Below are 12555 nucleotides of genomic sequence, written 5' to 3' on the forward strand. Positions count from 1 at the left end.
CAGAACGTTGAATTCCGCTGGGCGGAAGTCAAGGGGCGGCAGAGAGGGGTCCGGGTGTCCGACGCTGAACTGGTGCTGCGCTCGATGCGCGTCATCACCCCGGAGGGGACACGGGCCGCCTCGGTCGCGGTCTCCGACGGCAAGATCACGGCCGTACTCGGCCACGACGCCGAAGTCCCGCCCGGCGCCCGGCTGGTGGACCTCGGCGACGACGTCCTGCTGCCCGGCCTGGTCGACACGCACGTGCACGTCAACGACCCCGGGCGCACCGAGTGGGAGGGCTTCTGGACCGCCACGCGCGCCGCTGCGGCCGGTGGCATCACCACCCTCGTCGACATGCCGCTCAACTCCCTGCCGCCGACCACGACGGTCGACAACCTCCGTACGAAGCAGGAGGTCGCCGCCGACAAGGCGCACATCGACGTCGGCTTCTGGGGCGGCGCCCTGCCCGACAACGTCAAGGACCTGCGCCCGCTGCACGAGGCCGGCGTCTTCGGCTTCAAGGCGTTCCTGTCGCCGTCCGGCGTGGACGAGTTCCCGCATCTCGACCAGGACCGGCTCGCCCGGTCCCTGGCGGAGATCACCTCCTTCGGCGGCCTGCTGATCGTGCACGCCGAGGACCCCCACCACCTCGACGCCGCCCCGCAGCACGGCGGCCCCAAGTACGCCGACTTCCTCGCCTCGCGCCCGCGCGACGCCGAGGACACCGCGATCGCCCAGCTGATCGCGCAGGCGAAGCGGCTCCACGCGCGTGTGCACGTGCTCCACCTCTCCTCCAGCGACGCGCTGCCGCTGATCGCCGAGGCCAAGCGGGACGGCGTACGGATCACCGTAGAGACGTGCCCGCACTACCTCACCCTGAACGCCGAGGAAGTCCCGGACGGCGCCAGCGAGTTCAAGTGCTGCCCGCCGATCCGCGAGTCCGCAAACCAGGACCTGCTGTGGCAGGCGCTGGCCGACGGCACCGTCGACTGCGTGGTGACCGACCACTCGCCCTCCACGGCCGACCTGAAGACCGACGACTTCGCCACCGCCTGGGGCGGCATCTCCGGGCTCCAGCTGAGCCTGGCGGCCGTCTGGACCGAGGCCCGCAGGCGCGGGCACGGCCTGGAGGACGTGGTGCGCTGGATGTCCGCACGGACGGCACAGCTCGTCGGACTGGACCGGAAGGGCGCCATCGAGGCCGGCCGCGACGCCGACTTCGCGGTCCTCGCACCCGACGAGACCTTCACCGTGGACCCGGCCGCCCTCCAGCACCGCAACCGTGTGACCGCGTACGCCGGCAAGACCCTGTACGGCGTCGTGAAGTCCACCTGGCTGCGCGGCGAACGCATCGTCGCGGACGGCGAGTTCACCGACCCGAAGGGGCGACTCCTCACCCGGACCAACTGACTCCCACCCATCGATCTCGAAAGGCAGACCTGATCACCGTGACGGCGATACCCAGCTTCACCGGCGACGCGAACCCCTACGGCGGCGGCGACCCGTACGCGGACTACCGCACCGCCGACTTCCCGTTCACCCAGTACGCCAACCTCGCCGACCGCCGGCTGGGCGCCGGAGTCATCGCCGCCAACGACGAGTTCTTCGCCCAGCGGGAGAACCTGCTGGTGCCCGAGCGGGCCGAGTTCGACCCAGAGCACTTCGGGCACAAGGGCAAGATCATGGACGGCTGGGAGACGAGGCGCCGCCGAGGTGCCTCCTCCGAGCACCCGTGGCCGACGGCCGAGGACCACGACTGGGCGCTGGTGCGCCTCGGCGCGCCCGGCGTGATCCGCGGGATCGTCGTCGACACGGCCCACTTCCGCGGCAACTACCCGCAGGCGGTGTCCGTCGAGGGCGCGTCCGTACCGGGTTCGCCGTCCCCCGAGGAACTGCTCGGCGACGACGTCAAGTGGACGACCCTGGTCCCGCGCACGCCGATCGGCGGTCACGCGGCGAACGGCTTCGCAGTCCTGGCCGAGCAGCGCTTCACCCATCTGCGGGTCAACCAGCACCCCGACGGCGGCATCGCCCGCCTGCGCGTGCACGGCGAGGTCGTGCCCGACCCCGAGTGGCTGTCGGTGCTCGGCACCTTCGACGTGGTCGCCCTGGAGAACGGCGGCCAGGTCGAGAACGCCTCCAACCTGTTCTACTCGCCCGCCACGAACACCATCCAGCCGGGGCGCTCCCGCAAGATGGACGACGGCTGGGAGACCCGCCGGCGCCGCGACCGGGGCAACGACTGGATCAGCTACCGGCTGGTGGCGCAGTCCCTGATCAGGGCCGTCGAGATCGACACGGCGTACCTGAAGGGCAACAGCGCGGGCTGGGCGTCGGTGTCGGTGAAGGACGGCGAGGACGGTGAGTGGACGGAGATCCTGCCCCGCACCCGCCTCCAGCCCGACACCAACCACCGCTTCGTCCTGCCGGCCCCGGCCGTCGGCACGCACGCGCGCGTGGACATCTTCCCGGACGGCGGCATCTCCCGCCTGCGCCTGCACGGCTCCCTGACCGAGCAGGGCACGACGGGGCTTGCGGCACGCCACCAGGAGTTGGGCGGCTGATTCGCCAGGGCGCGCGCGGCGGCGGTACGGCACCGGTGCGCCCGAAGCCCGTGGGGCGCACCGGCCGGACGGTGCCGGTGCGCCCCGCGTCCGTTCACGCCGCGTGGCCCCCGTCCACCGCGAACTCCGTACCCGTGACGTAGTCCGCCGCGGCCAGGTACGCGACCGTCGACGCCACCTCGTCGGCCGTGCCGAAGCGGCCGAGCGCGGTCATGGCCGCCTGGCCGGACGCGAACGGGCCGTCGGCCGGGTTCATGTCCGTGTCGATGGGACCGGGATGGACGATGTTCGCCGTGATCCCGCGCGGGCCCAACTCGCGGGCCAGCGCCTTCGTCAGGCCGATCAGGGCCGACTTGCTGGTCGCGTAGAGCGTGCCGCCGGGACCCGGCACCCGCTGCGTCATGCAGGTGCCGATCGTGATGATGCGGCCCCCGGCGTCCATGCGGGCGGCCGCCGCCCGCGACGTCAGGAAGACGCCCCGGACGTTCACCGCGAGGACCCGGTCCACATCGGTCAGCGACAGGCCCTCCAGCGGGCCCAGCACCCCGATGCCGGCGTTGTTCACCAGCACGTCCAGGCCCCCGAGCGCCTCGGCGGCACGGTCCACAGCGGCCTGCGCCTCGTCCGCGTCACCGGCGTCCGCCCGCAGCGCCACGGCCCGCCGGCCCAGCGCCTCGACGGCCCGTACGACCTCCTCGGCCGCCTCCTTGCCGTGCACGTACGTCACGGCGACGTCCGCGCCCTCCCGCGCCAGCCGCAGGGCCGTTGCCGCGCCGATACCGCGGCTGCCCCCGGTGACCAGGGCGACCTTGCCGTGCAGAGTTCCGTAAGTGGTTGTCATGGGTCCATCCCAGCTCCGCGCGGGCCGCGACGCTGGCGGCGAACGGACACCGAGTCCCGGCGGGGGCGCGGCGCCCGTCGAACGCCGGCCCGTCACCGCGCCGCATGCTCGGGCGGGTTCGGGGCATCCGGATGGCGACCGGCGCATCGGCCGGAGTCGACGAAAGGGGCGGACCTCGTGCTGGCCATCGTTTCCGCAGTCCTGTTCTTCATAGCCTTCCTGATCAACGCCGCGGAGATCTCGACCAACGACACCTTCACCTCCACCAACATCATGCTGCTCGGCCTCATGACGCTGGCCCTCCAACTGGCGGGCGTCGGCAGCGGCTGGTCGGCACGCGGCCGCCGGAGGTGACTACCGCGAGCAGGGCCGGAATAGGGTGCCGCCATGCACCCACCCGCACCCCGTCCGCCGCGCCGGGCCCGTGACATCGGCCTGGGCGTGGGGGGCCTGCCGACGGGCACCCACAACGCGCTCACCGACGTGCCGGGGGTCCGCGTAGGGCACACCACCTTGGTGACCCCACCGCGTGTGCACAGCGGGGTCACCGCGATCGTGCCCGCCGGCGTGGGTCCCGAAAGCCCGTTGCCCGCGGGGGTGTTCGCGGGCAACGGCTACGGCAAGCTGATCGGCGCCACCCAACTGGCCGAACTCGGCGCCCTGGAGACGCCCGTCCTGCTCACCTCCACGCTGTCCGCGTTCCGTGTCGCGGACTCCCTGGTCGGCTGGCTGCTCGAACGTCCCGAGGGAGCGCGCGCCCGGAGCCTGAACCCCGTGGTGGGGGAGTGCAACGACGGGCTGCTGTCCGACATCCGCTCGCGCCCGGTCCGCGATGCCCATGTCCGCGCGGCGCTGGAGACGGCGTCCGAAGGGCCGGTGCCCGAAGGGTGCGTCGGAGCCGGCACCGGCACGGTCGCCCTGGGTTTCAAGGCCGGTATCGGTACCTCCTCGCGAAGGGTGCCGGTGGCGGGGCGGCAGGCGACGCTCGGCGTGCTGGTGCAGGCCAACTTCGGGGGCACGCTGAGGGTGGGCGGGCGGACGGTCACTCCCGCCGATGTCGGCCTGCCGGCCCCTGCCGAGCTGCCGGAGGCCGGCTCCTGCATGGTCGTGTCCGCCACCGACGCCCCGCTGGACGCCCGCCAGCTGACCCGGCTCGCCCGCCGCTCCGTCTTCGCGCTGGCCAGGTCCGGTGGCGCGTACGGTCACGGCAGCGGCGACTACGGCATCGCCTTCGGCACCCGGCCGACGGCCAGTCCGTCAGGGCCCGCCGTCGTGCCCGACGACACGCTCGACCCGCTCTTCACCGCCGTGCTCGACGCGGTGGAGGAGGCCGTCCTCAACGCCCTGCTTATCGCCACCACGACCACGGGCCCCGGTGGCGATACGCGGCACCCGCTGCCGTCGGAAGCGCTGCTCGCCCTGCTTGGGCACACGGCCCACCGATGAGTTGCGGGCGTCGGCGGGGTCTGAGCTCATGACAGCAGACGCCATTCCGGAAAAGAGGCACTCGTCATGGGCAAGCTCGTCTCCACCCTCTTCGTCACCCTCGACGGCGTCTACCAGGCGCCCGGCGGCCGGGAGGAGGACACCCGCGGCGGCTTCGAGCACGGCGGCTGGGTCTTTCCGTACGCCGACGACGACTTCGGGAAGTTCATCACCGGGGTCTTCGAGCGTCCTGCGGCCTTCCTGCTCGGGCGGCGCACGTACGACATCTTCGCCTCGTACTGGCCGAAGGTGACCGACCCCGCCGACCCGGTCGCCGCCAAGCTCAACGCGCTGCCGAAGTACGTCGCCTCCTCCACGCTGACCGACCCCGAGTGGGCCGGTACCACCGTGGTCAGCGGCGACCTCGGCAAGGAGGTCACCGCCCTCAAGGAGCGCACCGACGGCGAACTCCAGGTGCACGGCAGCGGTGCCCTCGTCCGTTCGCTGCTGGCCCTCGGTCTCGTGGACACCCTGCACCTGATGACCTTCCCGGTCGTGCTCGGCTCGGGCCACCGGCTGTTCACGGAGGGCGCCGTGCCGACCGCCTTCAAGCACACCGGCGGCAGCAGTACGGGCAAGGGCGTCGCCATCAACTCCTACGACCTGGCGGGCCGCCCCGAGTACGGCACGTTCGAACTTCCCGAGGATGCGTGAAACACCCCTCGTCGGCGCCGGGGCGCACGTTAACTTCCCGAGAACTCATCGGACTCGAAGGGAAAATCTCCCTTCTTGACATTGACATGCCACTGTCTACGCGCGTCATCATGAAGCCATGAGATTCCCCCCACGAATCACTCGCATCGGCGCCGCAGCCGCCGTCCTGTCCGCCCTCCTCGTCGGTGGCACCGTCACCGCCACTCCGGCCGCAGCGGCCGTGGGCAGCATCTGTTACAGCGCTCTGCCCTCCCAGGCGCACGACACGCTCGACCTCATCGAGCAGGGCGGCCCCTACCCGTACGAGCAGGACGGCACCGTCTTCCAGAACCGGGAAGGCGTCCTGCCGAGCCAGTCGGCCGGGTACTACCACGAGTACACGGTCATCACTCCGGGGTCCCCCACGCGCGGAGCTCGCCGGATCGTCACCGGTGAGGAGAACCAGGAGGACTACTACACGGCCGACCACTACGAGTCGTTCGACCTGGTCGACCACGGCTGCTGAGTCCGCGGGCCACGGCCGACGCCGAGGAACGGCGCGACCGGCCGGGAGTCCGGTCCGGATTCAGCCGGACTTCCGGCTCTCCGCGGCGGCGAACAGCGCGAACGCCAGCACGAGCAGTGTGACGCTCGCGTAGACCTCGTAGCCGTCGAGGAAGCCGACCCGCTGCACGAGGCCCCACTTCCAGTCGGTGAACTCGTGCACCAGACCGGCGACGCCCTGCACCAGGGCGATGAATCCGAGAACCTCCAGCAACTGCTTCATGTCATGACTCTCGCCCCGCGGACCCCCCACGCCAATCGGCCGCGGGGCGAGGCATGACCGACGGAAGTCCACCTTGCGCAGGGACCGCTGCGTCCAAAGTCGGCGATGCCGCGACTTTGGTCGGCGATCGCGCCCGAGGCGGCGCATCGGTGCCCCGCACTGCGTAGATTTGTCGACCGTGAGTGGTGACAAGCAGGAGCACGCCCCGCAGGCGTTCGCGGGGCCGCGCTGGCTGCTGCCGTCCGCCCTGGTGAAGGAACTCGGGCTCGACCCCGGACGCTCCGGGCGACCCCGGCGCACGGCACGCGACTGGGTGGTCGACTTCTGCTGCTTCCTGCTCGCGGTGTTCATCGGGCTGCTGGCCGCGGACACGCTGCGCAGCGAGGACCTGCCGGACGGCTACGCCGCCTTCGACCAGGTGCTGGGCGCCCTCTCGTGCGCCGCGGTGTGGCTGCGGCGCCGCTGGCCCCTCGGGCTCGCCGTCGCGATGATCCCGGTCGGTTTCGTCTCGAACACCGCGGGCGGCGCGAGCGTGGTCGCCCTCTTCACGCTCGCCGTGCACCGGCCCTTCCGGTACGTCGCCTGGGTGGCCCTGGCGCAATTGGCGCTGGTCCCGGTGTTCTTCTGGCTGCGCCCCGACCCCGACGTGCCGTACGTCTGGGCGCTCGTCTTCGGCGTGCTGGTGACGGGGGCGATCGTCGGCTGGGGCATGTTCGTGCGGTCGAAGCGGCAGCTCATGCTGAGCCTGCGCGACCGCGCCCTGCGGGCCGAGACCGAGGCCGTGCTGCGTGCCGAGCAGGCGCAGCGGCTCGCGCGCGAGGCCATCGCCCGGGAGATGCACGACGTCCTCGCGCACCGGCTGACGCTGCTCAGCGTGCACGCGGGCGCCCTGGAGTTCCGGCCCGACGCGCCCCGCGAGGAGATCCAGCGGGCGGCGGGCGTGATCCGGGAGAGCGCCCACGAGGCACTCCAGGACCTGCGGGAGATCATCGGCGTGCTGCGCGCCGGCGAGTCCGACGACGGCGGCCGCCCGCAGCCGACCCTCGCGGCACTGGAGGCGCTGGTCGCCGAGTCCCGCGAGGCCGGCATGAAGGTCACCCTCGTCCAGCGCGTCACCGACCCGGGCGCCGTGCCGTCCTCCGTCGGCCGCACCGCCTACCGCATCGCCCAGGAGGGCCTGACCAACGCCCGCAAGCACGCCCCCGGCACCGAGGTCACGGTGACGGTGACCGGCGCACCGGGCGAGGGACTGTCGGTCGCGGTGCGCAATCCCGCGCCCGAGGGCCGGGTCCCGCACGTTCCCGGCTCGGGACAGGGCCTGATCGGTCTCACCGAGCGGGCCACGCTCGCGGGAGGGCGGCTGGAGCACGGGCCCGCGGCGGACGGGGGCTTCGAGGTGCGGGGCCGGCTGCCGTGGGCGTGACGCCCGCGTCCCCGGGGCGTCCAACGGCCGCTCCGCCGCGCGCCGTTGCCCGCCCGGCGGACCGGCGTCCACGTGCGCGTGAAGCGCCGCGCACCGAACCGGCCGTGACCGCCTGTCGGGCGGTCGCTCCACGCGGTCCGGCACCTGAACCCCGTGCAACCGTGATTACGTAAGGCACATGACTGCGATCAGGCTCCTCCTCGTCGACGACGACCCGTTGGTCAGGGCCGGTCTGTCCTTCATGCTGGGCGGCGCCGACGACATCGAGATCGTCGGCGAGGCGTCCGACGGCTCCGAGGTCGAGTCGCTGGTCGACCGCACCCGGCCTGACGTGGTGCTGATGGACATCCGGATGCCGTCGGTCGACGGCCTCACCGCCACGGAGCGGCTGCGCGGCAGGAAGGACGCCCCGCAGGTGGTGCTGCTGACCACCTTCCACGCCGACGACCAGGTGCTGCGCGCCCTGCGCGCCGGGGCCGCCGGGTTCGTGCTCAAGGACACCCCGCCCGCCGAGATCGTCGCCGCCGTGCGCCGCGTCGCGGCCGGCGACCCGGTCCTCTCGCCCACCGTGACACGGCAGTTGATGGACCACGCCGCCGGATCGGCGGCCGACACCCGCCGCACGCGCGCACGCGCGCGGCTCACCGCCCTCAACGACCGCGAGCGCGAGGTCGCCGTCGCGGTGGGCCGGGGCCTGTCCAACGCCGACATCGCCACCGAACTGTTCATGAGCGTCGCCACCGTCAAGACCCACGTCTCGCGCGTCCTGGCCAAGCTCGACCTCAACAACCGTGTCCAGATCGCCCTGTTGGCGTACGACGCGGGGTTGTTGGAGGAAAAGGAGGACAACGGGCGCTAGGCCGGGATGCCGTGCGTTCTCGGCGCAGACCGCACGGAGTTCCGCAAGGTCTCCACGGAGCCGGTCGCCCCGACGAGCGCACAGAGCGAGTACGACGCCTTCGTGCGCCTCGCCGACCCTCACATCGCCGCGTTCTGGGTCCCGCCCGGCAGTTCGGCGACGGCGACCGGTCTCCGGTCGCGTCTCGACAGTTCGCACGCCTCCGAGATCCGCAGCGCCTGCAAGGCCTCCCGGCCGTCACAGGGGTTGGCCCGCTCGCCGCGCACGACCTCCACGAACGCGTTCAGCTCCGCCTCGTACGCGGGCCCGAACCGCTCCAGGAACCCCGGCCACGGCTTGTCCGCCGCGGGCGGCCCCGTCGGCTCGGTGGACGCCACCGGCGTGCGGTCGTCCAGCCCGACCACGACCGTGTCCAGCTCACCGGCCAGCTCCATGCGCACGTCGTACCCGGCGCCGTTCAGCCGGGTCGCGGTGGCCGTGGCGAGCGTGCCGTCGTCCATGGTGAGCACCACCGCGGCGGTGTCCACGTCGCCCGCCTCACGGAACATCGCGGGTCCGGCGTCGGACCCGGCCGCGTACACGTCGACGACCTCGCGCCCGGTCACCCAGCGCAGCACGTCGAAGTCGTGGATCAGCGTGTCCCGGTACAGCCCGCCCGACAGCGGCAGCCACGCGACCGGCGGCGGCGCCTGGTCGCTGGTCAGCGCCCGCACCGTGTGCAGCCGCCCGAGCCGGCCGGAGCGCACCGCCTCACGGGCGCCCTCGTAGCCCGTGTCGAAGCGCCGCTGGAAGCCCATCTGGAGGATCGTCCCGGCGGTCTCCACCTCCCCGATCGCGTGCAGGGTGCCCGGCAGATCGAGGGCTATCGGCTTCTCGCAGAACACCGGGAGCCCCGCCCGGGCCGCCCGGCCGATCAGTTCGGCATGGGCCGACGTCGCGGTGGTGATCACCACCGCGTCCACGCCCCACCGGAAGATCTCGTCGACCCCGGGCGCCGCTGTCTCGCCCAGCCGGTGAGCCAGCTCCTGGGCACGCGAGACATCCGCGTCCGTGAGGATCAAGGAGCCGACGTCGCGATGACGGCTGAGCGTGTTGGCGTGGATCGTGCCGATGCGGCCCGTACCGATGACCCCGATGCGCATGGAAACAAAGTGCGGGTTCAGTGCGTACGCTGTCAATGCAAATGTCCGGACAATCAAACTACACGACTTCCCGTCAACAACGCGTAGAGCTACAGTCGGCCCGTGCCGAAACCAGAACAGGACCCGACCGTGGAACTCGAGCTCAGCGTGGACCGGAGCAGTCCGGTGCCCTTGTACTTCCAGCTGTCCCAACAGCTCGAAGCCGCGATCGAGCACGGAGCGCTCACGCCCGGCAGCCTGCTGGGCAACGAGATCGAGCTCGCCGCACGCCTCGGCCTGTCCCGTCCCACGGTCCGCCAGGCCATCCAGTCGCTGGTGGACAAGGGCCTGCTGGTGCGCCGCCGGGGCGTCGGAACCCAGGTCGTGCACAGCCAGGTCAAACGTCCGCTGGAGCTCAGCAGTCTCTACGACGACCTGGAGTCGGCCGGCCAGCGCCCCGCGACCAGGGTGATCGTCAACACCGTCGTCCCGGCGTCCGCCGAGGTCGCGGCGGCGCTCGGGGTGGCCGAGGACAGCGACGTGCACCGGATCGAGCGGCTGCGCCTGGCGCACGGCGAGCCGATGGCGTACCTGTGCAACTACCTGCCGCCCGGGCTGCTCGGCCTGGACACCGCGCAGCTGGAGGCCACCGGTCTGTACCGGCTGATGCGCGCCGCCGGCATCACCCTGCACAGCGCCCGTCAGACGATCGGCGCCCGCGCCGCCACCGCCGCCGAGGCCGAACGCCTGGCCGAGGAGGAGGGCGCCCCGCTGCTCACGATGCAGCGCGTGACGTTCGACGACACGGGCCGGGCGGTGGAGTACGGCACGCACACGTACCGCCCGAGCCGCTACTCCTTCGAGTTCCAGCTGCTCGTTCGGTCGTGAACGATAGACCGCTTGGTACGTTGCAATGTCAGGACAATACGACGCGCCTGGAGGGCATCGCCCTGACAGGGGCGCGGGGAACTGCGCGCCCGACCACGACGAACCGGCACCCGGCATGTGACGCGTACCCACCTTTGCCGCCCCGTTCGGCACCCAGCGTGAGCGTGCGGCAGAATCGGCCCTGATGAGCACCTACCGCGACTTCACCGCCCCGATCGGCTCACGGCGGGCCCCCGTCCTGAGGACGGTGGGCCCCAGAGAACGCCGTTCGCACCTGACGGCGCCCAGAGTCCCCACCGTGGGCATCGACATCGGTGGCACCAAGGTGATGGCGGGCGTCGTGGACGCCGACGGCAACATCCTGGAGAAGGTCCGCACGGAGACCCCGGACAAGTCCAAGAGCCCGAAGGTCGTCGAGGACACCATCGTCGAACTGGTCCTGGACCTGTCCGACCGGCACGACGTGCACGCCGTCGGCATCGGCGCGGCCGGCTGGGTCGACGCCGACCGCAACCGCGTCCTGTTCGCGCCCCACCTGTCCTGGCGCAACGAGCCGCTGCGGGACCGCATCGCGGGCCGACTCGCCGTGCCGGTCCTGGTCGACAACGACGCCAACACGGCCGCCTGGGCGGAGTGGCGCTTCGGCGCCGGCCGTGACGAGGACCACCTCGTCATGATCACCCTGGGTACCGGCATCGGCGGCGCGATCCTGGAGGACGGGCAGGTCAAGCGCGGCAAGTACGGAGTCGCCGGCGAGTTCGGCCATATGCAGGTCGTGCCCGGCGGCCACCGCTGCCCGTGCGGCAACCGCGGCTGCTGGGAGCAGTACAGCTCCGGCAACGCGCTGGTGCGCGAGGCGAAGGAGCTGGCCGCCGCCGACTCTCCCGTGGCGTACGGGATCATCGAACACGTCAAGGGCCAGATCGGCGACATCACCGGCCCGATGATCACCGAGCTGGCCCGCGACGGCGACGCGATGTGCATCGAGCTGCTCCAGGACATCGGTCAGTGGCTCGGCGTCGGCATCGCCAACCTCGCGGCCGCCCTGGACCCCTCCTGCTTCGTCATCGGCGGCGGTGTGTCGGCCGCCGACGACCTGCTGATCGGCCCCGCGCGGGACGCCTTCAAGCGCCACCTCACCGGCCGCGGCTACCGCCCCGAGGCCCGCATCACCCGCGCCCAGCTCGGCCCCGAGGCCGGCATGGTCGGCGCCGCCGACCTGGCCCGTCTGGTCGCCCGCCGGTTCCGGCGCGCCAACCGGCGCCGGGTGGAGCGCTACGAGCGCTACGCGCGGTTCGCGGAAGCCCGCCGGACCTCCCAGGGGTCGGCGTGACCGTGTCCGTACCCCGCCAGGCCGACTCGCCGGACGAGCAGTCCGAGCCCGAGGGCCGCCGCCACAGGAACCGCCGCCGGGCGCTCACCCTGCTCATCATCGTGCTGCTCATCGGCGTGCCGGCCGGCTACCTGGTGATCTCCGCCAACCAGAGCCGCGACAGCGGCAAGGACAAGGAGGCCAAGTACTCCGCGACCGGCCTCACCAAGGGCTGGCCGTCGAGGGTGCAGCGCCGCCTCTACCAGATCCCGATCCCGGTGCCGTCGTACAAGGTCGCCTACTACGAGACGAACAACTGGAAGACCAGCCGTCTCTACGTCCAGTTCGAGACCACCAAGGGCAACCTGGACGTCTTCCTCAAGTCCATCGGCGCCGACCGGGACGACCTGGAGGCGGACGAGGTCACCATCAACGCCCGCGACCAGAAGGTCACCGGCTGGCACTTCAAGGACTCCGGGCCCTGGTACGGCCTGGTCCGCAAGCAGAAGAACCCGGCGCCCACCCAGGACATCGTGGTCAACCTGTCCGACCCGGACCACCCGTTCGTGTACGCGGTCTCCCGTACGGTTCCCTGACGACACGGTGATCACCACGTGGCGGTCCCGGGCCCGGACGGGCCGCCGGGGCCGATTGTCAGAC

At 71.9% G+C, this 12555-nt stretch carries 14 protein-coding genes; 11 read left to right on the plus strand and 3 right to left on the minus strand.

The window, feature by feature from the left end:
• The first annotated feature begins 54 nt into the window (after positions 1-54).
• Together allB and alc are read left to right on the plus strand one after the other, a co-directional pair.
• Positions 55-1392, plus strand: coding sequence for an allantoinase AllB (gene allB, locus PGH47_RS34300; protein WP_271666624.1), 1338 nt, complete (start codon positions 55-57; stop codon positions 1390-1392).
• Between the two features lie 38 nt (positions 1393-1430).
• A complete protein-coding gene (gene alc / locus PGH47_RS34305; RefSeq protein WP_271666625.1) occupies positions 1431-2546 on the plus strand; it encodes an allantoicase in 1116 nt (371 codons plus the stop codon).
• A gap of 94 nt (positions 2547-2640) precedes the next feature.
• Here alc and PGH47_RS34310 read toward each other — a convergent pair whose 3' ends face one another.
• Complete coding sequence (locus tag PGH47_RS34310) at positions 2641-3387, minus strand: 3-oxoacyl-ACP reductase family protein (protein ID WP_271666626.1); 747 nt, start codon at positions 3385-3387, stop codon at positions 2641-2643.
• A 177-nt stretch (positions 3388-3564) separates the two neighbouring features.
• Between PGH47_RS34310 and PGH47_RS34315 the strand changes: the two genes are divergently transcribed.
• The 4 genes from PGH47_RS34315 (at position 3565) to PGH47_RS34330 (ending at position 6031) form a co-directional block, all read left to right on the plus strand.
• Positions 3565-3741: a hypothetical protein gene (locus tag PGH47_RS34315; RefSeq protein ID WP_271666627.1), complete on the plus strand. Its 177-nt coding sequence runs from the start codon at positions 3565-3567 to the stop codon at positions 3739-3741.
• Between the two features lie 33 nt (positions 3742-3774).
• Complete coding sequence (locus tag PGH47_RS34320) at positions 3775-4833, plus strand: P1 family peptidase (protein WP_271666628.1); 1059 nt, start codon at positions 3775-3777, stop codon at positions 4831-4833.
• A 66-nt stretch (positions 4834-4899) separates the two neighbouring features.
• Positions 4900-5526: a dihydrofolate reductase family protein gene (locus PGH47_RS34325; protein WP_271666629.1), complete on the plus strand. Its 627-nt coding sequence runs from the start codon at positions 4900-4902 to the stop codon at positions 5524-5526.
• Between the two features lie 118 nt (positions 5527-5644).
• Complete coding sequence (locus PGH47_RS34330) at positions 5645-6031, plus strand: ribonuclease domain-containing protein (protein WP_271666630.1); 387 nt, start codon at positions 5645-5647, stop codon at positions 6029-6031.
• 60 nt (positions 6032-6091) lie between these two features.
• Here PGH47_RS34330 and PGH47_RS34335 read toward each other — a convergent pair whose 3' ends face one another.
• Positions 6092-6292: a hypothetical protein gene (locus PGH47_RS34335; RefSeq protein WP_271666631.1), complete on the minus strand. Its 201-nt coding sequence runs from the start codon at positions 6290-6292 to the stop codon at positions 6092-6094.
• A 178-nt stretch (positions 6293-6470) separates the two neighbouring features.
• Here PGH47_RS34335 and PGH47_RS34340 point away from each other — a divergent pair, with 178 nt between their 5' ends.
• On the plus strand, positions 6471-7715 hold the full coding sequence (locus PGH47_RS34340) for a sensor histidine kinase (protein ID WP_271666632.1): 1245 nt from the start codon (positions 6471-6473) through the stop codon (positions 7713-7715).
• 178 nt (positions 7716-7893) lie between these two features.
• Positions 7894-8574 carry a response regulator transcription factor gene (locus tag PGH47_RS34345; protein ID WP_271666633.1) on the plus strand — a complete coding sequence of 227 codons (681 nt, stop codon included), beginning with the start codon at positions 7894-7896 and terminating at the stop codon, positions 8572-8574.
• 119 nt (positions 8575-8693) lie between these two features.
• Here the strand turns inward: PGH47_RS34345 and PGH47_RS34350 are convergent, their stop codons facing one another.
• Positions 8694-9716, minus strand: coding sequence for a Gfo/Idh/MocA family protein (locus PGH47_RS34350; protein ID WP_271666634.1), 1023 nt, complete (start codon positions 9714-9716; stop codon positions 8694-8696).
• 129 nt (positions 9717-9845) lie between these two features.
• Between PGH47_RS34350 and PGH47_RS34355 the strand changes: the two genes are divergently transcribed.
• The 3 genes from PGH47_RS34355 (at position 9846) to PGH47_RS34365 (ending at position 12491) form a co-directional block, all read left to right on the plus strand.
• The gene (locus PGH47_RS34355) at positions 9846-10583 is read left to right on the plus strand and encodes a GntR family transcriptional regulator (RefSeq protein ID WP_107907907.1); all 738 of its coding nucleotides are present in this window, start codon (positions 9846-9848) and stop codon (positions 10581-10583) included.
• Between the two features lie 184 nt (positions 10584-10767).
• Positions 10768-11916, plus strand: a complete 1149-nt coding sequence (locus PGH47_RS34360) for an ROK family glucokinase (RefSeq protein ID WP_030957628.1) — start codon at positions 10768-10770, stop codon at positions 11914-11916.
• Positions 11913-12491: a sugar kinase gene (locus PGH47_RS34365; protein ID WP_271666635.1), complete on the plus strand. Its 579-nt coding sequence runs from the start codon at positions 11913-11915 to the stop codon at positions 12489-12491. Before PGH47_RS34360 ends, PGH47_RS34365 begins: the two co-directional genes overlap by 4 nt.
• Positions 12492-12555: the final 64 nt, after the last annotated feature.

It is taken from the genome of Streptomyces sp. HUAS 31, from assembly GCF_028198125.1.
Lineage (GTDB): Bacteria > Actinomycetota > Actinomycetes > Streptomycetales > Streptomycetaceae > Streptomyces > Streptomyces chartreusis.

What these genes read in the sequence shown, in the direction of transcription:
- PGH47_RS34310 (WP_271666626.1), bottom strand. Translation starts at nt 3,387, where the DNA reads ATGACAACCACTTACGGAACTCTGCACGGCAAGGTCGCCCTGGTCACC.
- PGH47_RS34320 (WP_271666628.1), top strand. Translation starts at nt 3,775, where the DNA reads ATGCACCCACCCGCACCCCGTCCGCCGCGCCGGGCCCGTGACATCGGC.
- PGH47_RS34325 (WP_271666629.1), top strand. Translation starts at nt 4,900, where the DNA reads ATGGGCAAGCTCGTCTCCACCCTCTTCGTCACCCTCGACGGCGTCTAC.
- PGH47_RS34330 (WP_271666630.1), top strand. Translation starts at nt 5,645, where the DNA reads ATGAGATTCCCCCCACGAATCACTCGCATCGGCGCCGCAGCCGCCGTC.
- PGH47_RS34335 (WP_271666631.1), bottom strand. Translation starts at nt 6,292, where the DNA reads ATGAAGCAGTTGCTGGAGGTTCTCGGATTCATCGCCCTGGTGCAGGGC.
- PGH47_RS34345 (WP_271666633.1), top strand. Translation starts at nt 7,894, where the DNA reads ATGACTGCGATCAGGCTCCTCCTCGTCGACGACGACCCGTTGGTCAGG.
- PGH47_RS34350 (WP_271666634.1), bottom strand. Translation starts at nt 9,716, where the DNA reads ATGCGCATCGGGGTCATCGGTACGGGCCGCATCGGCACGATCCACGCC.
- PGH47_RS34360 (WP_030957628.1), top strand. Translation starts at nt 10,768, where the DNA reads ATGAGCACCTACCGCGACTTCACCGCCCCGATCGGCTCACGGCGGGCC.